General features: G+C 54.4%; 24 protein-coding genes and 3 pseudogenes. 13 read left to right on the plus strand and 14 right to left on the minus strand.

Annotation, left to right across the window (positions count from 1 at the left end):
• Nucleotides 1-62: 62 nt before the first annotated feature.
• The 3 genes and pseudogenes from N5C09_RS18015 to N5C09_RS18025 form a co-directional block, all read right to left on the minus strand.
• A complete protein-coding gene (locus N5C09_RS18015) occupies nt 63-641 on the minus strand; it encodes a hypothetical protein (RefSeq protein WP_193035881.1) in 579 nt (192 codons plus the stop codon).
• Nucleotides 642-741: 100 nt separating this feature from the next.
• Nucleotides 742-939 (minus strand): annotated as a pseudogene (locus tag N5C09_RS18020) (ogr/Delta-like zinc finger family protein).
• Nucleotides 940-961: 22 nt separating this feature from the next.
• Nucleotides 962-1,359 (minus strand): annotated as a pseudogene (locus N5C09_RS18025) (hypothetical protein); the annotation flags it as partial.
• A 64-nt stretch (nt 1,360-1,423) separates the two neighbouring features.
• Here N5C09_RS18025 and N5C09_RS18030 point away from each other — a divergent pair.
• Nucleotides 1,424-2,257, plus strand: a pseudogene (locus tag N5C09_RS18030) (phage portal protein).
• Nucleotides 2,257-3,270: an HNH endonuclease signature motif containing protein gene (locus N5C09_RS18035; protein ID WP_226842120.1), complete on the plus strand. Its 1,014-nt coding sequence runs from the start codon at nt 2,257-2,259 to the stop codon at nt 3,268-3,270. Before N5C09_RS18030 ends, N5C09_RS18035 begins: the two are co-directional and overlap by 1 nt.
• 53 nt (nt 3,271-3,323) lie before the next feature.
• Here N5C09_RS18035 and N5C09_RS18040 read toward each other — a convergent pair whose 3' ends face one another.
• Nucleotides 3,324-4,562, minus strand: coding sequence for a DUF4062 domain-containing protein (locus tag N5C09_RS18040; RefSeq protein ID WP_225303551.1), 1,239 nt, complete (start codon nt 4,560-4,562; stop codon nt 3,324-3,326).
• 161 nt (nt 4,563-4,723) lie between these two features.
• Here N5C09_RS18040 and N5C09_RS18045 point away from each other — a divergent pair, with 161 nt between their 5' ends.
• From N5C09_RS18045 to arsC, 4 genes are all read left to right on the plus strand, one after another.
• Entirely contained in the window at nt 4,724-5,527 is an 804-nt protein-coding gene (locus N5C09_RS18045) for a DUF3800 domain-containing protein (protein ID WP_048965813.1), read from the plus strand.
• A 635-nt stretch (nt 5,528-6,162) separates the two neighbouring features.
• Nucleotides 6,163-6,483 (plus strand): metalloregulator ArsR/SmtB family transcription factor, encoded by a 321-nt coding sequence (locus N5C09_RS18050; RefSeq protein ID WP_048965812.1) that lies wholly within the window; start codon nt 6,163-6,165, stop codon nt 6,481-6,483.
• A gap of 40 nt (nt 6,484-6,523) precedes the next feature.
• Nucleotides 6,524-7,813 carry an arsenic transporter gene (locus N5C09_RS18055; RefSeq protein WP_063866219.1) on the plus strand — a complete coding sequence of 430 codons (1,290 nt, stop codon included), beginning with the start codon at nt 6,524-6,526 and terminating at the stop codon, nt 7,811-7,813.
• Nucleotides 7,814-7,825: 12 nt separating this feature from the next.
• On the plus strand, nt 7,826-8,257 hold the full coding sequence (gene arsC / locus N5C09_RS18060) for a glutaredoxin-dependent arsenate reductase (RefSeq protein ID WP_063866218.1): 432 nt from the start codon (nt 7,826-7,828) through the stop codon (nt 8,255-8,257).
• A gap of 19 nt (nt 8,258-8,276) precedes the next feature.
• Here arsC and N5C09_RS18065 read toward each other — a convergent pair whose 3' ends face one another.
• The gene (locus tag N5C09_RS18065; RefSeq protein ID WP_236330226.1) at nt 8,277-8,834 is read right to left on the minus strand and encodes a TetR family transcriptional regulator; all 558 of its coding nucleotides are present in this window, start codon (nt 8,832-8,834) and stop codon (nt 8,277-8,279) included.
• An 82-nt stretch (nt 8,835-8,916) separates the two neighbouring features.
• Between N5C09_RS18065 and N5C09_RS18070 the strand changes: the two genes are divergently transcribed.
• Complete coding sequence (locus N5C09_RS18070; protein WP_063866215.1) at nt 8,917-10,131, plus strand: MFS transporter; 1,215 nt, start codon at nt 8,917-8,919, stop codon at nt 10,129-10,131.
• Complete coding sequence (locus N5C09_RS18075; protein WP_063866214.1) at nt 10,121-10,933, plus strand: Cof-type HAD-IIB family hydrolase; 813 nt, start codon at nt 10,121-10,123, stop codon at nt 10,931-10,933. The genes N5C09_RS18070 and N5C09_RS18075 overlap by 11 nt, the downstream gene beginning before the upstream one ends.
• A gap of 120 nt (nt 10,934-11,053) precedes the next feature.
• On the opposite strand, the gene N5C09_RS18080 is transcribed toward N5C09_RS18075, so the two are convergent.
• Nucleotides 11,054-12,286 carry an MFS transporter gene (locus N5C09_RS18080; protein ID WP_107535004.1) on the minus strand — a complete coding sequence of 411 codons (1,233 nt, stop codon included), beginning with the start codon at nt 12,284-12,286 and terminating at the stop codon, nt 11,054-11,056.
• Nucleotides 12,287-12,453: 167 nt separating this feature from the next.
• On the opposite strand from N5C09_RS18080, the gene N5C09_RS18085 reads away from it, so the two are divergent.
• The 3 genes from N5C09_RS18085 (at nt 12,454) to deoR (ending at nt 14,624) form a co-directional block, all read left to right on the plus strand.
• Entirely contained in the window at nt 12,454-13,182 is a 729-nt protein-coding gene (locus tag N5C09_RS18085; RefSeq protein ID WP_279749585.1) for a phosphatase PAP2 family protein, read from the plus strand.
• Between the two features lie 7 nt (nt 13,183-13,189).
• Nucleotides 13,190-13,798: an undecaprenyl-diphosphate phosphatase gene (gene ybjG, locus N5C09_RS18090; RefSeq protein WP_279749586.1), complete on the plus strand. Its 609-nt coding sequence runs from the start codon at nt 13,190-13,192 to the stop codon at nt 13,796-13,798.
• Nucleotides 13,799-13,865: 67 nt separating this feature from the next.
• The gene (deoR, locus tag N5C09_RS18095) at nt 13,866-14,624 is read left to right on the plus strand and encodes a DNA-binding transcriptional repressor DeoR (RefSeq protein ID WP_112792541.1); all 759 of its coding nucleotides are present in this window, start codon (nt 13,866-13,868) and stop codon (nt 14,622-14,624) included.
• A 37-nt stretch (nt 14,625-14,661) separates the two neighbouring features.
• Here the strand turns inward: deoR and dacC are convergent, their stop codons facing one another.
• Nucleotides 14,662-15,867: a serine-type D-Ala-D-Ala carboxypeptidase gene (dacC, locus tag N5C09_RS18100; RefSeq protein ID WP_063866509.1), complete on the minus strand. Its 1,206-nt coding sequence runs from the start codon at nt 15,865-15,867 to the stop codon at nt 14,662-14,664.
• 243 nt (nt 15,868-16,110) lie between these two features.
• On the opposite strand from dacC, the gene N5C09_RS18105 reads away from it, so the two are divergent.
• Entirely contained in the window at nt 16,111-16,737 is a 627-nt protein-coding gene (locus tag N5C09_RS18105; protein ID WP_279749587.1) for a glutathione S-transferase family protein, read from the plus strand.
• Here the strand turns inward: N5C09_RS18105 and N5C09_RS18110 are convergent, their stop codons facing one another.
• Together N5C09_RS18110 and bssR are read right to left on the minus strand one after the other, a co-directional pair.
• Nucleotides 16,738-17,856, minus strand: a complete 1,119-nt coding sequence (locus N5C09_RS18110) for a PQQ-dependent sugar dehydrogenase (RefSeq protein WP_279749588.1) — start codon at nt 17,854-17,856, stop codon at nt 16,738-16,740.
• 107 nt (nt 17,857-17,963) lie between these two features.
• Nucleotides 17,964-18,347: a biofilm formation regulator BssR gene (gene bssR, locus N5C09_RS18115; protein WP_063866207.1), complete on the minus strand. Its 384-nt coding sequence runs from the start codon at nt 18,345-18,347 to the stop codon at nt 17,964-17,966.
• 217 nt (nt 18,348-18,564) lie between these two features.
• On the opposite strand from bssR, the gene rimO reads away from it, so the two are divergent.
• On the plus strand, nt 18,565-19,890 hold the full coding sequence (gene rimO / locus N5C09_RS18120) for a 30S ribosomal protein S12 methylthiotransferase RimO (RefSeq protein ID WP_063449250.1): 1,326 nt from the start codon (nt 18,565-18,567) through the stop codon (nt 19,888-19,890).
• 63 nt (nt 19,891-19,953) lie between these two features.
• On the opposite strand, the gene gsiD is transcribed toward rimO, so the two are convergent.
• Genes gsiD through iaaA form a run of 5 tightly spaced genes read right to left on the minus strand, consistent with a single transcriptional unit; the run spans nt 19,954 to nt 26,176 of the window.
• Entirely contained in the window at nt 19,954-20,865 is a 912-nt protein-coding gene (gene gsiD / locus N5C09_RS18125) for a glutathione ABC transporter permease GsiD (protein WP_063866206.1), read from the minus strand.
• Nucleotide 20,866: 1 nt separating this feature from the next.
• Nucleotides 20,867-21,787: a glutathione ABC transporter permease GsiC gene (gene gsiC, locus N5C09_RS18130; RefSeq protein ID WP_063449252.1), complete on the minus strand. Its 921-nt coding sequence runs from the start codon at nt 21,785-21,787 to the stop codon at nt 20,867-20,869.
• Between the two features lie 5 nt (nt 21,788-21,792).
• Nucleotides 21,793-23,331 carry a glutathione ABC transporter substrate-binding protein GsiB gene (gene gsiB, locus N5C09_RS18135; RefSeq protein WP_112792545.1) on the minus strand — a complete coding sequence of 513 codons (1,539 nt, stop codon included), beginning with the start codon at nt 23,329-23,331 and terminating at the stop codon, nt 21,793-21,795.
• Between the two features lie 23 nt (nt 23,332-23,354).
• Nucleotides 23,355-25,226, minus strand: coding sequence for a glutathione ABC transporter ATP-binding protein GsiA (gene gsiA, locus N5C09_RS18140; protein ID WP_107534996.1), 1,872 nt, complete (start codon nt 25,224-25,226; stop codon nt 23,355-23,357).
• Between the two features lie 11 nt (nt 25,227-25,237).
• Nucleotides 25,238-26,176 carry a beta-aspartyl-peptidase gene (iaaA, locus tag N5C09_RS18145; protein ID WP_279749589.1) on the minus strand — a complete coding sequence of 313 codons (939 nt, stop codon included), beginning with the start codon at nt 26,174-26,176 and terminating at the stop codon, nt 25,238-25,240.
• Between the last annotated feature and the right edge of the window lie 147 nt (nt 26,177-26,323).

Raw genomic sequence — 26,323 nt, forward strand, 5'->3', positions numbered from 1 at the left:
CCTTTTTAATCAGGTAGTTAGAGCTCCATTTCGATAGGAATGGCGGCGGATTTTTGTGTAATCTATTGAATGTTTTTTCTAAATTCTCGCCAATCATCGGTGATTTTAACCATAAGTCTTTCGCAGCAATGCCCTTTCAGGCCGATATCTTTATGAGCCTGTTGGTTCAGAACCTCTAAAGCCGCATAGGCCATATCACCTATTTTTCCTTGTGTATCAGCATACTTGTAGTAAGCGCTCTCCTTAGGCTCCCCTTCCAATTTTTCAATTTCATTTATGTAAATGCTTTCCATAGCATGTCTGTGTTCTTTGATCAGATCTCTAAATTCACCATCAAAGTATACAAATGCAGTAATTTCTAACTGTGCAAGGTTACGCATAGACTCATTGAACGTTTGTGGATGCAAATCGTTATCTCCAACAGTTACGGCACAGTGAGCTTGTGCCTTATTAGAACGCCCCCAGAAAGCAATTTTTTCAAAATGACTCAAAGTAGTTTCGTATGCCTTAACTTTTGATTCCCAATACTTTTCCTTCTTGAACTTAGTGAGTCCCCATCGACTACCTGCCCAAGCACCTGCAAAACCGACCAATGCAGGAATAATCTTTTCGATAAAAGAGAACGAACTTGCAAAATCCATGTGTACTCCGGATTTAAATACTTTTTAAAAGTTCATCCAGCTTACTATAACAATAAAAAAAACCGCCAGCGGCGGGTCAGAATCAGTAAGCAAATTGCTTCTACATATTTTTGGGATGAGGCGCTGCTGCGCTGATTTTTTGCGGACGGCATACTGACCGTACAAAAGTTTCATGCGACACGATGGTATGCCCGTACTCGATATTAGTGCACAGGTTGTAGCGTTCTTTGGTTTGATTGGAAACTTGGAAACTGTTTCAGATATGTGCCGCCTGTACGCACATAGAACAATTCATCATAATAATCAGATCTAATTATTAACTAAATAGCAATAATGAGAGATGATTGTTCGCAATTTTGAACTAATTGTTCCATTGCGAACTCATCAATTTTCACCTCAAACTCAATACTGGTTGTGAAACCACTGTCAGCGCTGGCCGTATGCATGAACGTGGTGATTGTCCATTCCGCATCATCTATGAGCTGCTTAAAGCCGCTAATCTTCCCTTCACGGGCATTTACGTGTAGAGATCGGCACGGCCTTCTCAGTTAAAGGGAGAAAGACGCCACACCACGCTGTAGAGCTCCCATTGCATTTTGGCGGCCCTGTTGGCATAGGCCCGGTTCAGCACCAGCACATTTTCATCCGCACCCACCAGATAATCTCCCTGCTTCGCCTCCAGCTCCATTGCTGTCATGGTTTTCTTCCGGTGCTTAACGCTTTACGCCCAGCTTTCGTCCTAGCGGTCCACCGAAAATGCCCAAGCCCGATACGGCAAAAAACTGACCGGACACACCGCCGTACATCACAGCTCACCGATTGCGGTGAAACATAACATTCTCACCAGCACCTTTATCCCGCGTCCGCTGCTGAGCCAGTAGGCATTCAGCCGCTTTGTTCAGGACTATCAGGTGTCTGGTAACGCCTACCTGGAGAAACGGACGAACAGACTGGTGGACATTCTGTAACTGAAGCCATCGCTGGCGAAATACACACGCCGCTGGATCGACCTCGATACTTACTGGTTTGTGCAATACGGCATGACCACGCAGCCGTATAAGTTCACTCAAGGCAGCAACTTCATCTGATGGAGCCGGATATGAACCATGAAATTTACGGCCTGCTGGCATACCTGTCCGCTATACTTAAGTCCTGCTCAACGAGTTCGCCACCCTGTTCCGCCAGAAGTATTACATTAACGGCAGCCACGCGAGTTTCATCTTGTACATGACCGACACCGCGCAGAACCAGGAGGTAATAAACAATATCCGCCAGGCCATGAAAAACGCAAGGGGCCGGGCAAATTCCGCAACCTGTTTATGTACTCGCCTAACGGCAAAAAGACAGAATTCTGATCATCCCTCTGTCAGAGGTGGCGGCTAAGGATGAGTTTTCGAACAACAAGAATGTGAACCGGGACGACATGATGGCAGCACATCTTGTACCACCTCAGATGATGGAAATTATGCCGAGTAATGTTGGGGGTTTGGGGATGAGGAGAAAGCGACCAAGTTTTTTTTTCGAAATGAGTTACTGCCGTCACAGAAAAGAATGGATAAAGTAAAAAACTGGTAAGAGACGAAATTTTGCGATTTAAGTCATATTATCTGGGCTGATGATGCTTGTAAATCAACATGTTTTGCTGTTCGATAGAACAAACCAAAAATCTGATCAGTGGGAAAAGTTCGTGGTACAACAAGCATGGTCCTTTAAAGCAATTGAAAAAGGCAACGTAAGGTACTGGGCAAATGATGGCTATAACGACGATTACTCAGTTTTCTATCGCTACAATAATTCTGTCCCAAATTACAAAAATGTCAAAGAAGGAGATCTTGTAATAATTAGAAATAGAGATAATATTTTAGGAATCTCTATTATAGAAAAATTAGAAACATACGACACTGAAAAAAATGTGTATAAATGCCCCCATGACGAATGCAATGCAAAAAAGATCCGCCCACGCAAAACAATGATGCCAAAGTGGCGTTGCGATAACGGACATGAATTTAATGAGAGAAGGTTGGTTTTAGAGCCTGCTATAGGATTTATAGCTACTTATGGTTCCGTTTTTAAGAAACTAAAAGACATCCCTCTTGATAAACTTGAAGCTGAAAGCTTGCGCTATAACGTTCAGTTATCCATACAGGAAGTAAATATACAGTGGGCAAAAGAACTATTTGATGCTCAAATATCGTCGATTCTTCTTACTGCAGGAGAAGCAGATAACGACTCTCCAGATTTGCTTGAAGGTGATCAGAGGAAACTAGTAGATAGGCAGATCAGGCAAAGACGTGGACAGAAAACATTTCGAGATAAGCTGTTAAAGTCCAGCCCTATATGCGCAGTTACAGGATGTGAGCTTGTAGATATTCTTGAGGCGGCACATATTGATGCTTACAGAAATGAAAGTCATAACCATATAAGCAACGGATTGCTGCTCAGAAGCGACATTCATACTCTGTTTGATCTAAATTTATGTGCTATACATCCGGAGTTTTTGACAATTCATTTCTCTAAAAAAGTCATCAATGAAGGCTATGATATTTATCATAATAGCATAATAAACACGATACATCGTATATCTCTGACAGCACTCATTAAAAGATGGAGTGCGTTTAAAGAAAACTGAAACCACATCATCATATCAAATAAAAAACAGCCGAGGACTTCCCCGGCAGTTTTTTATTTTTTTATTGCACGAAGAGTTGTCATAAGATTCTCACCATAAGGAGTAAGCGTCCAATATGTCCCTTTGTCTTTTACGCTCCGATTCCTTTCACTTTTCGTTATTAAACCAAGCGCTCTCAATTGAACTTTCACCGTTTGAAATGATGATGACTTCATTATTATTGAAAGTATATTCAGCCCCAAAACATCTTCATTATCCGTAAGCTGATCACGCACAATTTTTGATATAGAAGAATTAACTGCAGAATGTAATCCCTCATCAGCAATTTCATCTATCATCATCGGTGAAACATAGGAAAAAATCTCATTCCAGCTAATTTTCGCACTAGCAGAGTAACGTTTTCCATCATGGGTCCATTGAGAGGGGGATGCATTAAATGTATACTCAAATTCAAATAAATCATCACCCTGAGATAAAGTTTCACTTCCAACTGGAGCAGTTGTTTTGCTGGCAACAAGTTGGCTCTCAAGCTCTTCAATTGTTCTTTTTAATTTCAGTATTTCTTGAGCTTCACTTTCACTGGCAACAAGATTACCTTTAACCCAGCCAACAGCAGGTGATTCTCGTGTAAGTTTGATTAAACTTCTACTGACCTGACTTCCGAGTTCTGCAGGGGACTCCCAGAAGCGACAAAGCCGATTTTTAACCAACTCTTCAAATCTCGCCAGTTTTTCTTTACCATCAGAGGTTGACTCGCAAAGTCTTGCAGCCAAATTTTCCTTGTTTTTGTGGATAAAACCAATAACCGGTTTTCCAGTTTCAACTGCGTAACGATACTCCATTTCCGTATAGCTTAGTCCATCGGGTCCAATAGATCCGTATCGTCCTGCTAGGATGACTATATAATAATCACTGTCATCAATTACTTTCTTTATCAAACTCCATTGATCGCTATTAGTTGCCGGGAATAACTCCATCCCTGCTGGCATACAATCAAGCTCCAATAGTGCTTGCATCACTTCTTGGCGTTCTTCTTCTAAATCTGAAAACGTTGAACTAACAAATACCTGATAGCGCTTATCCAAAATCAAGATCCTCTCAAAATTTGCATAACCTAATTTAAACAAACTACTGAAACCATTCTGTGAGCGCGCGCTCGTATCCCCGCCACGCCTGCCCGCTTTAAATAATAGTTTTATGGCTGGAAAGTGCGGCAGTTCTGGTGGGTCAGCACCGTTACGCTCCTTTTGATCATGCAAATCTACACGCAACTCGGCACTTATGGTGTACATAAACCCAGCAAAAGTCCGCCATGCCCCCACGCAAAACCTAAGCCACTCAAGTTCGCATTGAATAGCCTTCTTGTTACAGATTAAAACTGATCCTTATCAATCACTTAGTGATGTGGTTAAATCATAATCCTACGCTGAAATTTTACTCATGAAGGAAAAACATGGACGCAACTGATCCTGGGAAGCTGATATGGCATGTCGCCTGCGATGAGTCAGGCATTGATGGTCAGCGATTTTATGGATTTGGCAGCCTGTGGATGAAGTACCAAAGGCGTGGCGACTTCGTACGCATCATTCGTGAGCTTAGGGAAAAGCATAACTGTAGCGATGAAATAAAGTGGCAAAAAGCTCATTCAAAGAGAAATGCTGCTTTTTATCATGACCTCCTTGAAACGTTCTTCAAACACCAATGGCTGGCGTTCCACTGCATCATTGTAGAAAAATCAAAAGTAGAAAAATCCTTCCATGGCGGCGACTACGATCTGGCTATGCGTAAGCATTTTGGCAAGCTGATTGAAACTAAAATAGGCAACGTTATCAAGGCTCATCCAGATAGGGAATGCGAGTTCCGTGTGGAAGTGGACCCACTTCCATCGCGGTATAAAAAAGCTGATGAGGCATTTGAAGTCATTACTAACCACACGTTAGCAAAAAGGTTTGGCCGTAGAGACATTATCAAGAGCGTCGTCACAAAGGATTCAAAATCTTCTGAACATATTCAAATTGCAGATTTTCTTCTAGGCGCAGTGATGTGCGCCTATCAAGGCAAAGCAACTTCGGATGCGAAGTTAGCAGTTGCCAACAAAGTTGCGTCTTATTTAGGGTGGGATTCGCTTATGTATGACACTTGGCCAAAAGAGCGCAAATTTAATATTTGGCTTTTTTTCGACAGAACGAAAGGACCAAGGGATATCCTTACGCGAGATGTGAATTTGAAGTATGAATTGCCCAAGTCTAAAAAATAGAGCCGACCTCACAGCCGGCACGGTTGGAGTCCCAGTCGTTCGACGAAGTTACCAACTAGGCGGTATCAACTTTCGGGGGGCCGCCTCTAATTCCCCAAAACCATAAATTCAGTTCAATGATAGTAGCGTTTTAAAGTTTCAAACTCAACAAAATGCATAACAATCATGTTGTAAGGCCTATAACACTAATTATCGCTCTCAAGTGAGGAATCACTAATGTGTACTTCCTTGCTGTCTAACAGCGTAATCGCAATGTCCTTGCCCTCAACACTATAGTCAGAGCTAGCGACAATCTGTATGTAAAAGTTCTATCCGTCCGCTGGGCAAGTGACATCCTGAATATATCGTTCACATTTCCTCTCAACATCACAGTTATACATACAGCAAAAATATGCTTTTAACGCTAAAAAAGTTTCACTCACCTAACCCATTGATTAATAATGGAGTTCAAACCCATGCTGCTCTAGTATAACTTATGCCATTAGTTATACTCCTACGGACGTTGATTCATGTAAAAGATGCGCAACCCAACTACAGACTGCCATCTCGCAGCATCGGATCTACTTCTGCTTCTCTGCAGCAACCAAAACATATATGATTAAACGCATATAAAAATCACACATCCAGGAACACCCATGCTCCACCCGCTCCAGCTCTTCAAAATCCTCTCCGACGAAACGCGGCTCGCCATCGTCATGCTGCTGCGTGAAGCGGGGGAACTGTGCGTATGCGATCTCTGCGCCGCCACCAACGAGCCGCAGCCGAAAGTCTCCCGCCATATGGCACTGCTCCGCGAGACCGGGCTGGTCATCGACCGACGTGAAGGGAAATGGGTCCATTACCGTTTATCTCCGAACATGCCCGCGTGGGCAGCGTCCATTATCGATAACAGCTGGAACTGCCTGCGTGAAGACACCCGCCTGAAGCTGAAAGGTAAAGTTCCGGGTGCATGCTAAGCAAAACACATTCACGAAATCAGATATAATGGAGTAAACAATGTTTTTGGCAGGAGCGATTTTTTTATTCACGCTGGTGCTGGTCATCTGGCAACCCAGAGGGCTCAGCATCGGCTGGAGCGCGACCATTGGCGCCGCGCTGGCGCTGGCGAGCGGCGTTATTCATATTAACGATATTCCGGTGGTCTGGAATATTGTCTGGAACGCCACTGCCACGTTTATCGCGGTGATCGTTATCAGCCTGCTGCTGGATGAGTCCGGTTTTTTCGAGTGGGCGGCGCTGCACGTTGCCCGCTGGGGAAATGGTCGGGGGCGGTTGCTGTTTACCTGGATCGTGCTGCTGGGTGCGGCCGTTGCGGCGCTGTTCGCCAATGACGGTGCGGCACTGATCCTCACGCCTATCGTTATCGCCATGCTGCTGGCACTCGGGTTTAGTCAACAAGCCACGCTGGCGTTTGTGATGGCGGCAGGCTTTATCGCCGATACCGCCAGCCTGCCGCTGATTGTCTCCAACCTGGTCAACATTGTGTCGGCAGACTTCTTCTCGCTGGGGTTCAGCGAATACGCCTCGGTGATGATCCCGGTTGATATCGCCGCGATTGCCGCCACGCTCATCGTGCTGCACCTGTTCTTTCGCAAGGAAATTCCTCCTACGTACGATCTGGCGAAACTCCGGGAGCCGGCACGTGCCATAAACGATCTGCCAACCTTCAGGACGGGCTGGATCGTGCTGCTGTTACTTCTCGTCGGATTCTTTGTGCTTGAGCCTCTCGGCATTCCCGTCAGCGCCATCGCGAGCGTGGGCGCGCTGATTTTGTTTGCCGTCGCAAAACGCGGGCACGCTATTAATACCGGAAAAGTGCTTCGCGGCGCACCGTGGCAGATCGTTATCTTCTCGCTGGGGATGTATCTGGTGGTGTATGGCCTGCGCAACGCCGGGCTGACGGAGCATCTCTCAGACGTTCTGGATCGCTTAGCCGGTTATGGACTCTGGGCAACCACGCTGGGCACCGGATTTATCACCGCCTTCCTGTCATCCATAATGAACAATATGCCAACGGTACTGATTGGTGCGCTCTCAATTGATGGCAGTTCGGCAACAGGTTTGATTAAAGAGGCGATGATTTACGCGAACGTGATTGGTTGCGATCTGGGGCCGAAAATCACCCCCATCGGTAGCCTGGCCACCCTGCTCTGGCTGCATGTACTGGCGCAGAAAAACATGATCGTTTCCTGGGGCTACTATTTCCGGACGGGCTTGATAATGACGCTGCCGGTCCTGTTTGTAACGCTTGCCGCGCTGGCGTTACGTCTCTCCGTTACACTGTAGTGAGTACCTGAAATGAGCAACATTACCATTTACCACAACCCCGCCTGCGGCACGTCGCGCAATACGCTGGAGATGATCCGCAACAGCGGCACCGAACCCGAGATTATTTTGTATCTGGAGACGCCGCCGTCTCGCGACGAACTGGTGAAGCTGCTGGCTGAGATGGGCATTTCACCCCGCGATCTGCTGCGAAAAAACGTGGAGCCTTACGAAAACCTTGGCCTGGCGGAAGACAGGTTTAGCGACAGCCAGCTCGTTGACTACATGCTGCACTATCCGATTCTGATCAATCGCCCGATTGTCGTTACTCCGCTGGGGACGAGGCTGTGTCGTCCGTCGGAGCGCGTACTGGATATTCTGCCCGATGCACAAAAAGGGGCGTTCACCAAAGAGGATGGCGAAGCGGTTGTAGACGCTTCCGGCAAAAAAATTCAGGGACGATAACGTCGCGGTTGCCCTGCGGTTAATCGCAGGGCACCTGCTCCTGCGCGATGCGTCCCACCATCGCCCGGATCTCCTCCCGGGTTAGCGGCGCGCGGTCGGTCACGAAGTGCAGCGTCATCCCTTCGATAAACGCATCCAGCGCGCGGGCGGTCGCCGGATCGAACCACTGTTCAAGTGTGGTCTGGCTCATCTTCATCCAGTCCTGCATGACCGTTTTCAGCGCGGCGCTGCGGTGCATAAAGGCGTACAGCTGATACATCAGCGCCATATTGTGTGGCGTGGTCACGGCTGAGCTGTGGATCAGCGTGGTAATGGCCTCGCATGCCTTCTCCCGCCCGGTAACGCCCGCGAAGAAATCCCGGTACTGCCGGGACATCTGCTGCGTAAACCACGTGAATGCCTCTTCCAGCAGCGACTCCATGCCGTCGAAATAGTAGGTCATCGACCCCAGCGGTACGCCTGCGCAGGTGGCAATCTTGCGGTGCGTGACGGCATGAATACCATGCTCTGCAATAGTGTCCAGCGTCGCCTGAAGTATCTTCTCCCGACGGTTAGGGTCGTTCGGTGGTCTGCTCATAAATTCCTCATCCGGTTTGTGTACAAATGTACACAAAGTTGCTAGTGTTGTCGCTATTGTTGTTCTTCTGGTGCTGATCCCAATGACGTTATCTTCTCCCCGCAAAGCCCTGCATCTGCGCATGTGGGCGCTGTTTATGTTCTTCTTCATACCCGGGCTGCTGATGGCCTCCTGGGCGACGCGCACCCCGGCCATCCGCGATACGCTATCCGTCTCGACGGCAGAGATGGGGATTGTGCTGTTTGGCCTGTCGATTGGCTCGATGAGCGGCATCCTGTGCTCGGCCTGGCTGGTGAAGCGCTTTGGCACCCGTACGGTGATCCGCACGACCATGTGCTTCGCCGTGGTCGGAATGGTCGCGCTGAGCGTGGCGCTGTGGTTTGCCTCGCCCCTGATGTTCGCCCTCGGGCTGATGGTGTTCGGCGGGAGCTTTGGTGCGGCAGAAGTCGCCATTAACGTTGAAGGCGCCGCCGTCGAGAAGGAGATGAACAAAACGGTGCTGCCGATGATGCATGGCTTTTACAGCCTCGGCACGCTGGCGGGCGCGGGCGTGGGGATGGCGCTGACGGCGCTGGGCATTGCGGCTAACGTGCATATTTTGCTGGCGGCGCTGGTCTGCATTATCCCTATCCTCACCGGCATCAGGGCTATCCCCGCCGGTACGGGACAAAACGCCTCGGATGAACAGAAGTCTGCGGCAAAAGGGTTGCCCTTCTACCGTGACTTCCAGCTGATGCTGATTGGCGTGGTCGTGCTGGCGATGGCGTTTGCTGAAGGCTCCGCCAACGACTGGCTGCCGCTGCTGATGGTGGACGGACACGGCTTTAGCCCCACCTCCGGCTCGCTGATCTACGCCGGATTTACGCTCGGCATGACCGTCGGGCGCTTCACCGGCGGCTGGTTTATCGACCGCTACAGCCGCGTGGCGGTGGTGCGTGCCAGCGCTCTGCTGGGCGGGCTGGGCATCGCGATGATCATCTTTGTGGATGTTGACTGGATTGCCGGCGTGTCGGTGATCCTGTGGGGACTTGGCGCCTCCCTTGGCTTCCCGCTGACCATTTCTGCTGCCAGCGATACCGGCCCGGATGCGCCGACGCGCGTGAGCGTGGTGGCAACCACCGGCTACCTCGCCTTCCTGGTGGGGCCGCCGCTGCTTGGGTTCCTCGGTGAGCACTACGGATTACGCAGCGCGATGCTGGTGGTATTAGGATTAGTTATTATTGCCGCACTGGTGGCGCGTGCGGTGGCAAAACCGGAAGCAGAAACAACGTCAATGGAGAAGGGATATGAGCGTTAAACTGATTGCAGTCGACATGGATGGCTCCTTCCTGAGCGATGCGAAAACCTATAATCGTGCGCGTTTTCTGGCGCAGTACGCGCGCATGAAAGAGCGAGGCATCCGTTTTGTGGTTGCCAGCGGAAACCAGTACTACCAGCTGATCTCGTTTTTCCCGGAGATCGCCCATGAAATCGCGTTCGTGGCCGAAAACGGCGGCTGGGTGGTGGATGCCGGCGAAGACGTGTTCAACGGCGAACTGTCGAAAGCGCACTTCCTGACCGTCGCCACCCTGCTGAATGAGGTGCCCGGCATTGAAATTATCGCCTGCGGTAAAAACAGCGCCTACACGCTGCAAACCTATGACGACCTCTTCAAAGCGGTCGCCGCAAAGTACTATCACCGCCTTGAAAGCGTCAGCAGCTTTGACCATCTCAACGATATTTTCTTCAAGTTCGGGCTTAACGTTTCCGACGAAGAGATCCCGCGTATTCAGGCGCTGCTGCACGAAAAGCTCGGCGACATCATGGTGCCGGTGACCACCGGACACGGCAGTATCGACCTGATCATCCCCGGCGTGCATAAAGCTAACGGCCTGCGGATCCTTCAGGCGCGCTGGGGCATTGAAGACAGCGAAGTCGTGGCCTTTGGCGACAGCGGTAACGACGTGGAGATGTTGCGCCAGGCAGGGTATGGCTTCGCGATGGCCAATGCCAAACCGCACATTAAGGCGGTGGCCCGCTATGAAGCGCCGAACAATAATGACGAAGGCGTACTGGACGTGATTGATAAGGTGCTGGATGGGAAGGCGCCGTTTAATTGATTCCTTGCGCTCCACAGGGAGAGGGAGAACACCCAGCCCGCAGGCCCGGTCAGCGCAGCGCCAACGGGCAAAATTTACTGCGGCCTGATGCCCTCCCCACGCACAGAGAGGGAATAAGGATTACGGTTGCAGTGCGCTTCCGACGCGTTTGTCCTTCAGGAACACCACCATCAGCCCTACCCACAGCACGCCGTTGGCGAGGTTAAACAGGCTGAACAGTCCGTTGCCGCCAAACGCGTAAGCATGCTTGCTCACCTCTATACCGACGGTAAAAATCAGCATTTGCAGCATCCCCATCGCGGCGGATACCGTGCCTTTACTCATTTCGCTGGCAAACAGCGTGAGGCGCACCAGACCGGCATTCGCCACGCCAATACCAAACGCGTAAACGCTCAGCCCCGCGGTCATCCACAGGTACGCATGCGACGAGGCAACGGTCGCTACCGCAGCAACGATCAGCCCTGCCGCAATCGGCCAGCCGCCCATAATTATCAGTGAACGCACGGTACGGCGCGCCGTCAGACGCGCCAGCACCAGGTTTCCGATAATCAGCGCGCCAAAAATCGGCACCTGTAACAGGCCATACTCATAGCTGCTAAGCTGCTCGCCGCTAATGATAATGACCGGCGACTGGGCGATCCACGCCAGCAGCGGCAGGCTGACAAACCCCGTCGCCAGCGCGCCCGCGACAAAACGACCGTTTTTCAGCACCGCGTTATAATCACGGCCCAGCTCTTTAAGCGAGAGCTTTTCTCCCAGACGCGTCGCGGTCTCCGGCATCGCGCGGTGCAGGCCAAAGAAAGAGATAGCCGCAAGCAGGGCAAAGAGGACGAACATCCCTTCCCACGGCGCAACGTGCACCCATGCGGCCCCCACCAGCGGCCCCAGCAGCGGTGCAATCAGCGCCACGTTCGCCATCAGCGCGGTGATCTTGATACACACCGCCTCCTCAAACGACTCCTGAATGGCGGCATAGCCCACGGCGCCGATAAAGCACAGGCTCACGCCCTGAAGGAAGCGCAGCAGCGTAAACTGCTCAATGTTCTGCGCCAGCAGCGTGGCGAGACAGGTGACGATAAACCACACCACGCCCGTCAGCATCACCGGACGGCGGCCAATACGATCCGACAGCGGCCCTAACAGCCACTGTAAAAACATGCCGCCCGCGAGATAGGCGGTCATGGATGTTGGCACCCACTCAATACCTGCGTTGTACTGCTCAACCACGGCCAGCATGCCCGGCTGGATCATATCGTTGCCGATGTAGGTAGAGAATTCGTAAAGCACCAGACACAGAGGAAAAAGTAACGCCTGACGGCCCAGACGATTACCGGAAGAAGAACGGTTTATCATGCAATCTCTTTAGTATGAAAAAATCGCGATGAGTGTAATGAATTGCCGCTGTCTGAGATAGCACAATAACGTGAGAAAACAGAAATAACGCACTTATCGTTGTTGTTTAAGGTTTCCTTAAGTTGCCCTCGTTAAGATAGCGCTATTTCACGTTATTGACCGAAATTATGACACACGCCGTCAGCCCTTCAGAATTATCTACCTTACCGATAAATAAGACAAAACGCCTTTACCGGTTGCCCACCCGCTTTTATGGTTATCAACTTTTCGTGCTGATCGCCCTCGCGGTGCTTTTTACCTGGCTTTCTCGCGATGAATCGCTCGACCGATGGCTAACCGGCTTCTGGTATGACGCCGCGACGCACCATTTTCCGCTACAGCAAAATCCGCTGCTGGATCTGCTGAACCATCGACTGGCGAAATATGTGGCCATTGCCATGGGCGTCATCGCGCTGGTTTATGGGGCTTACAGACGCAATGCCCGGCTGGTGACGGCCGCGCTTCTGATGGGTCTGGGCGCGCTCGTTGTAGGAGCCCTGAAAAGCATGAGTCACCACAGCTGTCCGTGGGATCTGGTGGAGTATGGCGGCAAAGCCGTCTCGTATCCCCTGTTCAGCGCCATTCCGGCAGACAGCGGACCGGGACGCTGCTTTCCCGGCGGCCACGCCTCGAGCGGGTTTATGGTCATGGGGCTGTTTTTTGCCTTCTGGCGTGAACGTCCGCGCCTGGCCTGGATCTTTGTGGCGTTGGGGGCCGCTCTGGGGCTGCTGATGGGCTTCGGGCAGGTCATGCGCGGCGCGCATTTTTTCTCTCACAACCTGTGGGCCGGGTGGTGGGTCTGGTTTTCCCAGGTGCTGGTTTACGGGCTGGTTTCTACCTGGTTTGCTAAAGAGTAACGATACGATGCTAGAGAATCTGAACTACGGACTGTTTTACCTGCTCAACGCCACGCCAGCGTCACCGGAATGGATGATTGATCTCGCCACCTTCATTGCTAAGGATTTGATCAGCATCGTGCCGGCGCTGGCCGCGATCCTCTGGCTTTGGGGCCCGCGCAAACAGGTCACCGCACAGCGCCACCTGGTGATTAAAATGGCGATGGCCATCGGCGTCAGCGTGCTGGCAAGCTATGTGCTGGGGCTCGCCTTCCCGCACGATCGTCCATTTGTCGAGCACGTCGGCTATAACTTCCTGCACCACGCGCCGGATGACTCGTTCCCGAGCGATCACGGCACGGTGATCTTCACCTTCGCGCTGGCCTTCCTGTTCTGGCATCGCCTGTGGTCCGGCGTGGTGCTGATGGGGATCGCCGTCGCCATCGCCTGGTCCCGCGTCTATCTGGGCGTGCACTGGCCGCTGGACATGGTAGGCGGTTTCCTGGTGGGGCTGATGGGCTGCGTCAGCGCAGCCATTATGTGGAGCCTCTTTGGTCCGGCCCTTTACCGGGGATTATCGCAGGCCTATCGCGTTCTGTTTGCCCTCCCGATCCGTAAAGGATGGATACGTGACTAACCCCGGTCCGTCAGGTTACACTTGAGCCCCCGCCCTGCGGGGGCTCACTTTTTTAGCCCGAGGATCTATGGAAACACGTCGCGATGACCGCATTGCTCAGCTGCTTCAGGCGCTGAAGCGCAGCGACAAGCTGCATCTCAAGGAAGCCGCTACCCTGCTTGGCGTGTCTGAAATGACCATTCGTCGCGATCTGAACAGCGACAGCGCCCCCGTTGTGCTGCTTGGCGGGTACATTGTCCTGGAGCCGCGCAGCGCCAGCCATTACCTGTTAAGCGATCAAAAAACGCGTCTGGTGGAAGAGAAGCGCAAAGCCGCGCGGCTCGCCGCCTCGCTGGTGCAGCCGCATCAAACGCTGTTTTTTGACTGCGGGACGACAACGCCGTGGATCATCGAGGCCATCGACAGCAACGTTCCTTTTACCGCCGTCTGTTATTCCCTGAATACCTTTCTGGCCTTGCAGGAAAAACCGGCGTGCCGGGTGATTTTGTGTGGCGGGGAGTTTCATGCCAGCAATGCCATCTTTAAGCCGCTGAATATTCAGGACACGCTGAGCAATGTATGCCCGGACATCGCCTTCTATTCTGCGGCGGGCGTGAACGTGCAGCAGGGCGCAACCTGCTTTAATCTGGAAGAGTTACCGGTGAAACACTGGGCGCTCAACGCCGCGCAGCAGCATGTGCTGGTGGTTGATCACAGTAAGTTTGGCAAGGTCCGTCCGGCAAGGATGGGAGAACTGTCGCGCTTTGACGCCATCGTCAGCGATTGCCGCCCGGATGAAGAGCTGGTGTCGTATGCAAAGGCGCAGCAGGTGAAGTTGATGTATTGAGGTTGTGCCGGGTGGCGCCGCGCCACCCGGCAAAAACTTAGCTAAACCAGCTGCCAAACCAGCCGTGGAATTTCATCAGCACAAAGTCCCACATCCGGCTAAAGAAGCCGCCCTCTTCTACCGCTTCCATTACCACCAGCGGACGCTGCTCAATGGATTTACCGTTAAGCTGGAAATCAATCGTCCCGACCACCTGGCCTTTTTTCAGCGGCGCGGTGAGCTGTGGCTCGGTCAGGGTATAGCTGGCTTTCAGGTTTTTCAGCTGGCCGCGTGGAATGGTCACGGAACCGGCTTCACCCGCGCCCAGGTTCACTTCACTTTTATCCCCGAACCAGACGCGCTGGCTCACGAAGGTGGCATCCGGCTTAATCGGCGTGACGGTTTCAAAGAAGCGGAAACCCCAGGTCAGCAGTTTTTCTGATTCGTTAAACCGAATGCGGTCGGTTTTCGTCCCCAGCACCACCGAAATCAGGCGCATGTCGCCCTGGGTTGCGGAAGCCACCAGGTTATAGCCCGCGCCTGCGGTTGTCCCGGTTTTCATGCCGTCCACGTTAACGTTGCTGCTCCACAGCAGACGGTTACGGTTAGGCTGGCGGATATTGTTGAAGGTGAATTCTTTCTCTTTATGGATGGCGTACTCATCCGGCACGTCGTGGATCAACGCTTTGCCCAGCAGCGCCATATCACGCGCGGTGCTGAACTGACCCGGCGCATCCAGGCCGTGAACGGTTTTAAAGGTGGTGTTGGTCAGGCCCAGCTTTTGCGCGTAGCCATTCATCAAACCAATGAAAGAGTCCTGACTGCCCGCCACGTAATCGGCCAGCGCGATGCAGGCGTCATTTCCTGACTGAATGATTATCCCTTTATTCAGATCGGAAACGGAAACCTGATCGCCAGGCTTCAGGAACATAACGGACGAGCCGCGCAGCGCCGGGTTACCGGTCGCCCAGGCATCTTTCCCGACGGTGACCATGTCGTCCAGCTTGATTTTGCCCGCTTTAATCGCCTGACCTACCACATAGCTGGTCATAATTTTCGTCAGGCTCGCCGGGTCAAGTTTTTCGTCGGCGTTACCTTCCGCCAGCACTTTCCCGCTGGCGTAATCCATCAGGATCCAGGCGCGCGCATCGACAGGCGGCGCTTCGGGCGCCGTCTGTTCCGCCGCGTGGAGCGTTGGGGCAAAAAGGAAAAGCAGCGCCGAGCCTGCCGCCAGGCTGCGCAGAGAGGAAGTTTTTTGCGTCATAAATGCCACCCGAGTGTCCATTCTAAAAATCACGTCACAATCACCGTGTCGCAAGAAGCGATGAGTAATAGCGCACTACAGCGTTCAAAGAAACCTGTTCCAGGTAAAGTTTTTAAAGTTTATGCAATAACATTCAGATACGCTTTGATTGCGGCGATTTTTTTAGCATCTGTTGCGTAATTGTTAGGTTTATCTCACCATGGCGAAAAGCTGACTCGGATTCACATCTCATCGGGAGTAAATATGATTACGCTGTGGGGCAGGAACAATTCGACCAACGTGAAAAAAGTGCTGTGGACGCTGGAAGAGCTGGATTTACCGTTTAAGCAGGTGATGGCGGGCCTGGAGTTTGGCGTGAATAAAGACGCGGACTACCTGGCGATGAACCCAAACGGGCTGGTGCCGCTGCTGCGCGATGATGAGACAGACGCCACGTTGTGGGAGTCCAACACCATCGTGCGTTACCTCGCCGCGCAGTACGGCCAGGGTCGGCTGTGGGTAGAAAATCCGGCCCAGCGCGCGCAGGGCGAAAAATGGATGGACTGGGCAAACCAGACGCTTTCCCCAACGCACCGCGTGATCCTGATGGGGCTTATCCGCACGCCGGAAGCCGATCGTGATTATCCCGCCATTCATGCCGCCCAGGACGCCTGCGAATCGCTGTTTGCCATGATGGACGACGAGCTGGCGAAGCAGACCTGGTTCTCCGGCGACGCGTTTGGCGTGGGCGATATCGCCGTCGCCCCCTTCGTCTGGAACCTGACCAATATGGGGCTTAGCTGGACCCTGCGCCCGCACCTTGAGCGCTGGATCCAGCAGCTGAGCGAGCGCCCGGCATATCGCAACGTGGTGATGATCCCAGTGACCTGATTACGTACCGGACGGGCTGACCTTCAACAGCTGCCCGTCCGACTCGTCGGTCAGCACATACAGATAACCATCCGGCCCGACGCGCACGTCGCGGATACGCTGATTTTTATCGCCAAGAATGCGCCCGTCCTCCGTCACGGTGTTGCCCTCCACGCTCAGCACGATGACGTCTTTCTCCTTCAGCGCACCAATAAACAGCTTGTTTTTCCATTGCGGGAAGACGTCGCTATTGTAGAACGCCATACCGCTGACGGCGGGCGACACTTTCCAGACAAACAGTGGCTTTTCGGTGCCTTCAACATGCTCGCCTTTCGCTTCCGGGATTTTCAGACCGCTATAGTTGATCCCGTGCGTCGCCAAAGGCCAACCGTAGTTTTTGCCTTTTTCAGGAATGTTGATTTCATCCCCGCCGCGAGGACCGTGTTCGTTAAGCCACAGCGTGTCGCTCCACGGGTTCATCGCCATCCCCTGCGGGTTACGAATGCCATAGGACCAGATTTCAGGGCGCGCACCGGCGGTATTCACAAACGGATTATCCGACGGCACTTTCCCGTCTTCCGTTAGGCGCACCACCTTGCCCTGAAGCTTATCCAGATCCTGTGCCGTCGGGCGCTGGTTGTTTTCACCCAGGCCAATAAACAGATGGCCTTTGCCGTCAAACACCAGCCGTCCACCAAAGTGGTTGCCGGTAGAGAGTTTCGGCATCTGGCGGAACACCACCTGGAAGCCTTCGATGCGCGACAGGTCATCGCTCAGCCGCCCGTAACCCACCGCGGTGCCCGCTTTTCCATCATTACCTGCCTCGGCGAAGCTTAGCCAGATCCGCCGTGACTGTTCAAAATCCGGGGCCAGCACCACGTCCAGCAATCCGCCCTGGCCGCTCGCCCAGACCTTCGGCACGCCAACAATCGGATCGGAGAGCCCTTTCCCTGCCTGCCAGTGCTTAAGCTGCCCGTCTTTTAGCGTGACCAGCAGCCCCTTATTGTCGGGCAGAAACGCCAGCGACCAGGGGTGATCCAGTTTTGTCTGTAAAACCTCCACGTTTACCGGCTCGGTGGCGGCAAGCAGCGAAACGGGAAAGAACAATGCGGGCAGGAAAATCAGCGAAGATCGAGGCATAACACGCTCCTTTGTCGGCTTATGGCTTAAAGATTAGCCACTTCGTCCGGGCGCGTTAGCACTTTTACAAAAGCTTAATCAAAAAGGGGGAGTTGCCTCCCCCGGGTTCAGTGGCGGGCAAGCGTTTCAGGCTTGTTCAGACACATGATGCAAAGAGAGAGCGTGGTCAGGCAGTTTTCAAGCTTTTCCGCGTTAACGGCAATAAAATTCGGGCAGTCGTGACGTCCGTTCATCAAACAGACCCCGGCGATGGAGAGCACTTCGGCGGCGCGGCGCAGTGCCGCCAGCTCGCTTTCAACGTAATGCGCTTTCAGGACGGGTGCTTTTTCACGCATGAAATTGCAAAGTTCAAAGACGTTATCACGCAGATTTTCGCTTTCGCTGACTGACATATACCCTTTCGCCTTGCGGAGTTGCAGGTAGGCGGCCAGGTCGATTCGGGCGTTGATCAGCTTGTTAAGCAGATCGCGTTTCAGTCTGTCAACGGACATGCTATTTCCTCCTCTGTCAGCCTTGTTACCCTGTTAAGAATAAGGTTATTTTTTGTACAGTGTAATGCCTGAGATCAAGAAACGATAACTAGTTAACATTCTTTACAATGTTACAACGATTGCCCGACGCAACTGCGCCATCAAGAATGTATAAATCCCCCGCGATACGCTGTAAAATCCCGCCCTGATAACTCCATAATTGATGAATTTTTAACCTATGAGCAATGTTACGCACCCGCCGAAAATCGGCTTTGTCTCCCTGGGCTGCCCGAAGAACCTGGTGGATTCCGAACGCATCCTGACTGAACTGCGCACCGAAGGCTATGACGTGGTGCCAAGCTACGACAACGCCGACATGGTGATCGTGAACACCTGCGGGTTTATCGACAGCGCGGTCCAGGAGTCACTGGAAGCCATTGGTGAAGCCCTGACGGAAAACGGCAAAGTCATCGTAACCGGCTGCCTGGGCGCGAAAGTGGATCAGATCCGCGAAGTGCACCCGAAAGTGCTGGAGATCACCGGCCCGCACAGCTACGAGCAGGTGCTGGAACATGTTCATCACTACGTACCAAAGCCAAAGCATAACCCGTTCCTGAGCCTGGTGCCGGAACAGGGCGTGAAGCTGACGCCGCGCCACTACGCCTACCTGAAAATTTCCGAAGGCTGCAACCACCGCTGCACCTTCTGCATCATCCCGTCGATGCGTGGCGATCTGGTGAGCCGCCCGATTGGCGAGGTGCTGGCCGAAGCCAAACGCCTGGCCGACGCGGGCGTGAAGGAGCTGCTGGTCATCTCCCAGGATACCTCCGCCTACGGCGTGGACGTCAAACACCGCTCCGGTTTCCACAATGGCGAGCCGGTGAAAACCAGCATGGTTGGCCTGTGCGAGCAGCTGGCTAAGCTCGGCATCTGGACGCGTCTGCACTACGTCTACCCTTACCCACACGTTGACGATGTGATCCCGCTGATGGCGGAAGGCAAAATCCTGCCGTATCTGGATATCCCGCTACAGCACGCCAGCCCGCGCATTCTGAAGCTGATGAAGCGTCCTGGCTCCGTTGACCGCCAGCTGGCGCGCATCAAGCAGTGGCGTGAGATCTGCCCGGATCTGACCCTGCGTTCTACCTTTATTGTCGGCTTCCCGGGTGAAACCGAAGACGATTTCCAGATGCTGCTCGACTTCCTGAAAGAAGCGCGCCTGGACCGCGTGGGCTGCTTCAAGTACAGCCCGGTTGAAGGCGCAACGGCCAACGAGCTGGCGGACCAGGTACCGGAAGAGGTCAAAGAAGAGCGCTGGAACCGCTTTATGCAGCTGCAACAGCAGATCTCTGCTGAACGCTTGCAGGAGAAAGTGGGCCGCGAAATTCTGGTCATTATCGACGAAGTGGACGAAGAAGGCGCGATTGGCCGCAGCATGGCGGATGCGCCTGAAATCGACGGCGCGGTGTATCTGAACGGTGAAACCAACGTCAAGCCGGGCGATATTATTCGCGTGAAGGTTGAGAACGCGGACGAGTATGATTTGTGGGGTAGCCGGGTTTAATTTCCCCACACCTCTTTTGCAGGCCGGGTAAGGCGTAGCCGCCACCCGGCACATTCCACAGCACTACCCCTTAATCCTCGGATCCAGCGCGTCGCGCAGCCCATCTCCCAGCAGGTTAAACGCCAGCACGGTCAGGAAAATGGCCAGGCTCGGGAAGATCGCCACGTGCGGCGCAATCACCATATCGGCCCGCGCCTCGTTCAGCATCGCGCCCCATTCCGGCGTCGGCGGCTGCGCCCCTAACCCGAGAAACGACAGGCTGGCCGCCGAGATAATCGACACGCCGATGCGCATGGTGAAATAGACCACGATGGACGATACCGTGCCCGGCAGTATATGGCTGAAGAGGATGGTAGCATCGCTGGCCCCCATGCTGCGCGCCGACTCGATAAAAGTCTGCTGCTTAAGCACCAGCGTGTTGCCGCGCACCAGGCGAGCGAAAGCGGGAATCGAGAATACCGCCACGGCAATGATAACGTTCGCCATGCCGCTGCCCATGACCGCCACCACCGCAATCGCCAGCAGAATACCGGGAAAGGCAAACAGCACGTCGCAGATGCGCATGATGATGCGGTCCCACCAGCCTTCGTAGTACCCGGCCACCAGCCCCAGCACGGTGCCAATCGCGGCGCCTATCAGCACCGCGAAGACCCCGGCCGCCAGCGAGATCTGCGCCCCGACCAGCACGCGGCTGAAAATATCGCGCCCGAGCGAGTCCACGCCAAACCAGTGCATCATCGACGGACCATCGTTCAGACGGTCGTAGTCGAAGTAGTTTTCCGCATCAAACGGGGCTATCCAGGGGGCGACGATCGCCACCAGGATCAGCAGTAACACAAACAACCCGGCAACCATCGCAACGGGCTGACGACGGAATCGCCGCCAGAACTCCCCCCACGGCGTACGAATATGATCCGGTCTGATCCCCGGCATAGCGTTAAAAATGGCCTGGCGACGCCAGTTCAGTAATCGCATCTTACTTATACCTGATGGCCGGGTTAATGGCGGCGTAGAGCACATCCACCACTAAGTTGATAAGAATAAACTCCAGCGAGAAAAGCAGGACTTCAGCCTGAATCACCGGATAGTCGCGCATATCGACCGAGTCGACCAGCAGGCGCCCCAGCCCAGGCCAGTTGAAGACCTTCTCAACCACGATAGAGCCGCCCAGCAGAAAGCCGAACTGTAGCCCCATCATCGTCACCACCGGGATCATCGCGTTACGAAAACCGTGCTTCAGAATGACCCATTTCTCGCTGACCCCTTTTGCCCGCGCGGTGCGAATGTAATCTTCGCTCAGCACGTCCACAAACGAGGCGCGGGTAAACCGGGCCATGACCGCCGCAACGGCTGCGCCAAGCGTCATGGAGGGTAAAATGTAGTGCTTCCAGGTGTCAGCCCCAACGGTCGGCAGCCAGCCCAGCTCAACGGAGAAAATCTGCATCAGCAGCATGCCCAACGCAAACGCCGGGAAAGAAATGCCGGTGACCGCCAGTGCCATACCGAGCTTATCCGGCCAGCGGTTGCGCCAGACGGCGGCGATAATCCCGGCGCCCAGGCCAAATATCACCGCCCAACCCATGCTGGCGAGGGTGAGCCAGAACGTCGGCATAAAGCGGCTGGCTATCTCTTCCGACACCGGACGACGCGACACCATTGAGATGCCAAAGTCGCCTTGCAGGACGTTGCCCATGTAGCGCAGAAATTGCCTGTACAGCGGCTGGTCAAGACCCAGCTGTTTACGCACCAGTTCGATAACCGTGGCATCCGCTTCCGGTCCGGCAATCAAGCGCGCCGGATCGCCGGGCAGCATGTGGACAAACAAAAACACCAGCACGGCCACAATCAGCAGCGTCGGGATAAGCCCCAGCAGGCGTTTACAAACATAATTCAGCATGAGTTTTATTTTAGATCCGCGTCGTCAAAGCTAAAGCCCGTATCCGGCATGATATAAAAACCGGTCAGCGCTTTATTGTGGGCTGAGACCAGTTTTTCCACCACCAGCGGCACCCACGGCGACTCTTTCCAGATAATGTCCTGCGCCTCTTTGTACAGGCGCGCTTTCTCTTCCGGTTTGGTGGTTTTCAGGGCATCGGCCAGATCCTTATCCACCTGCGGATTACTGTAGAACGCGGTGTTGAACAGCGTTGGCGGCCAGTTCTGGGAAGCGAACAGCGGCGACAGGGACCAGTCCGCTTCGCCGGTTGAAGCCGTCCAGCCGGTGTAGAACATCCGCACGCCGCTCTCTTTCTGCCCTTTGCCTTCTACTTCCGCCGCTCGCTGTCCGGCATCCATCGCCGTGACCCTGGCTTTAATGCCCACCTGTGCCAGCTGCTGCTGGGTAAATTGCAGCACCTTCTGCGCGGTGCTGTGGTTATGCGACGACCACAGCGTGGTGCTAAAGCCGTTCGGATAGCCCGCCTCTTTCAGCAGCTCCCGCGCTTTCGCCGGATCGTACGGCCACGGCTGGTAGCTCTGCGCATACTCGATGGCTGGCGGCATCACGCCCGTCGCGGGAGTGGCGTAACCGGCAAAGGCCACCTTCACCAGCGCCTGACGGTTAATGGCGTAGTTGATGGCTTCGCGCACTTTCGGGTTATCGAACGGTTTCTGCGTGACGTTCATGCTGATGTAGCGCTGCATAATCGACGGGCTGGCCACCAGCTCCAGCTTGCTGTTTTTCGCCAGCAGCGCCGCCTGTTCGTAAGGGATCGGGAAGGCAAACTGCGCTTCGCCGGTTTGCAGCATCGCGGCACGGGTATTGTTGTCCACGACCGGACGCCAGGTGATGGTATCCAGCTTCGGCAGCCCCTGCTGCCAGTATCCGGCGAATTTTTTCACCTTCACAAAATCGGTCTGGTTCCAGGTGAGCAGTTCGTACGGCCCGGTTCCCACCGGGTGGAAGCCAATCTCTTTGCCGTATTTTTTCAGGGCGGCGGGCGAAATCATCGCCGTCGCGGGATGCGCCAGAATATTGATAAACGCCGAGAACGGCTCTTTCAGGGTGATCTTCACCGTCGCCGGGTCAACCGCCTCGGTGCTGGCGATATTTTTATACAGGTTGTAGCGCTTAAGGCCGTTCTCCGGATTGCTGGCACGGTCCAGGTTGATCTTAACCGCCTCGGCGTTGAAGTCGGTGCCGTCCTGGAACTTCACGCCGGTACGGAGCTTAACGGTATAGACCAGCCCATCGTCCGACACGGTATACCCTTCCGCCAGCACGTTTTTCAGCTTCATCTCCCGGTCCAGGCCGAACAGCCCCTGGTAGAAGGATTTTGCCACCGCCTGGGAAAGGGTGTCGTTAGCGTCATACGGATCCAGCGTCGTGAAGTTAGACCCCACCGCCACCACCACGTCTTTCGCCGCGAACGCGGGAGCGGCGGCCAGCGCAGCCGTCACGCTCGCGGCCAGCAGCCATTTACGAGCAACAAAAGGAACCATTGTGTTCTCCTGCCTGTTGTAAGTTATAACCGCGAGAATGCATTGCCCTGACGCGGTGGTGCGACAAAATGACCGGGACCCACCTCACGCAGCGCCACGCGCTCCAGGGTTTCGCCCCGTTTACGAATATTGCTCGGCATGTCGTCCTGCAACAGCACGCGCTGGGCGTGACGATGCTCAGGATCGGCAACCGGTACGGCGGCCATCAGCTTGCGGGTGTACGGGTGCTGCGGGTTTTCAAACACCGCCCGACGGGGGCCGATTTCAACAATTTGTCCCATGTACATCACCGCCACGCGATGGCTGATCCGCTCAACCACCGCCATATCGTGGGAGATAAACAGAAACGCAATGCCTAAATCCCGCTGTAAATCGAGCAGGAGATTGATGATTTGCGCGCGGATTGAGACATCCAGCGCCGAAACGGACTCATCCGCAATCACCACTTTTGGATTCAGCGCCAGCGCCCGCGCGATGCAGATACGCTGTCGCTGACCGCCGGAAAATTCATGGGGATAACGCCAGGCATGCTCCGGCTTCAGGCCCACGCGCTCCAGCAGCCACGCGACGCGGCGCTGCGCGGCTTCACCGTCGAGCAGGTTGTGCACCCGCAGCGGCTCCATAATCGAGTACCCCACCGTATGGCGCGGATCGAGCGACGCATACGGATCCTGGAAAATAAACTGAATATCCCGCCGCACCGCCTGCAATTTACCGTTGGGGAGGGTGTCGATGCGCTCACCGTTGAAGGTGATGCTCCCCTCCTGCGACTCAACCAGCCTGAGCAGCGCCCGCCCGGTGGTGGATTTACCACAGCCGGACTCCCCCACCAGCGCCAGCGTTTCGCCCGGCCAGAGGTCAAAACTGACGTTTTCAACCGCATGCACTTCGCGCTTCACGCGATTAAGGATGCCGCTGCGCAGCGGGAAACGGGTCACCAGGTCACGCACTTCAAGGATCGGCCTGCCGGGAACCACCGTATTCTGCTCGGTCTCGTCTTCCTGATGGCCCGGTTCGGTCTGGGACATCAGCGGAAAACGGCGCGGATAATCACTGCCATTCATCGCGCCCAGACGCGGGACCGCCGCCAGCAGCGCGTTGGTATAGGGATGCACCGGCGCATGAAAGACCTGCTCCACCGTGCCGGTTTCCACGGCGTTGCCCTGATGCATCACCAGCACCCGATCGGCAATATCCGCCACTACCCCCATATCGTGGGTGATAAATATCACCCCCATCTCCATCTCCTGCTGCAACACCTTGATCAGTTGCAGGATCTGGGCCTGAATGGTGACATCCAGCGCCGTGGTCGGTTCGTCCGCAATAAGCACCGCCGGACGACACGACAGCGCCATCGCAATCATTACCCGCTGGCGCATGCCGCCCGAGAGCTGATGCGGATAGCGGGACAACATGGTGTGCGCCTCGGGGATCCGTACCCGCTCCAGCATCCGTTTCGCTTCGCTGAGCGCCTCATCGCCGCTCAGCCCCTGATGCAGGCGAATCGACTCGGCAATCTGCTCTCCCACCGGGAAGACCGGGTTCAGCGAGGTCATCGGCTCCTGGAAGATCATCGCGATATCTGCCCCGCGCACGCCCTGCATCTGGGATGCGCTCAGCTCGTTAAGATCGATAACCTGACGGTTGCGGCGGCGCAACAGCATCTGCTTGCTGGTGATTTGCCCGCCCGTCTGCTCAAGCAGACGCATCAGCGCCAGTGCGGTGACGGATTTACCAGAACCGGACTCGCCGACAATCGCCAGCGTTTCGCCGCGATTGAGCGAAAACGATAAATTCTGGACTGCCGGGATAAACTGCCGCTCTTCCTGAAAGGCAATATTCAGCTGATGAACAGCCAACACTTCCCGGCTGTCCAGCTCTTCACTGTGCGGCACGCAATGCCCCCTTATTCACGATAGATGCCTGTGCTGGGCGCATCGCCGGCATATCCCCACGCACGGTACATCCCTTCACTGTTGAACGGCAGCGCCACGTTACCCTCCCGATCCACGGCAATTAAGCCACCTTCCCCGCCCAGCGCCGGCAGCTTTTCCATCACCACCCGCTCGCAGGCCTCGCTCAGGCTTAAACCGCCGTAATCCATCAGCGCGGTAATGTCGTAGGCCGCCAGCGCGCGGATAAACACTTCGCCGGTACCGGTGCACGACACCGCCGCGGTGGCATTATTGGCGTAGCACCCTGCCCCCGGCAGCGGGCTGTCGCCCACGCGTCCGGGAAGTTTGTTGGTCATGCCGCCCGTTGACGTCGCGGCAGCGAGGTTGCCGGCTTTATCCAGGGCCACCGCGCCAACCGTGCCCATTTTGCTGCGCTCATCGAGCGGCGCGGCATGGTCCAGCTGCGTCATCCCCGCAGTGCGGGCCTCCAGCAGCTGCCGGTAACGCTCCTCGGTGGAAAAAAGATCGGGCGAGACCGTGTCCATCCCGTGCTCAGCGGCAAATTTCTCCGCCCCCGCGCCCGCCAGCAGCACATGCGGGCTGTGATCCATCACCAGCCTCGCGGCCAGTACGGGATTGCGCAGGCGACTCACGCCCGCCACCGCCCCCGCTTTCAGGGTGACGCCGTCCATCACGCAGGCATCCAGCTCGTGCGTTTCATCTCGCGTGAAGACCGCGCCAATGCCGGCATTAAACAGCGGACACTCCTCCAGCAGGCGCACCGCTTCGGTCACCACATCCAGCGCGCTATCGCCCGCTTCCAGCATGCGCTGGCCTGTTTCCACGATGGCGTTCAGCGCATCAATGTAACGCTTCTCCTGCTCGGGACTGAGCTGTGCACGGGTGATTGCCCCGGCACCGCCATGAATTGCGATAACCGCTTTACTCATTTCGCATCACCCATCAGCCTGGCTGGCTGCTTTTTCTATAAATATCATTATCGTCGACGAATCTTCAGATGATTTTTGAATATAGAAAGACGCAACTGTGATGTAAAGCGTACACCCATCGGGTCATACAGTTAGCCGCACTTTTCT

Source organism: Enterobacter sp. GD03975, assembly GCF_029838645.1.
Classification (GTDB): domain Bacteria; phylum Pseudomonadota; class Gammaproteobacteria; order Enterobacterales; family Enterobacteriaceae; genus Enterobacter; species Enterobacter quasihormaechei.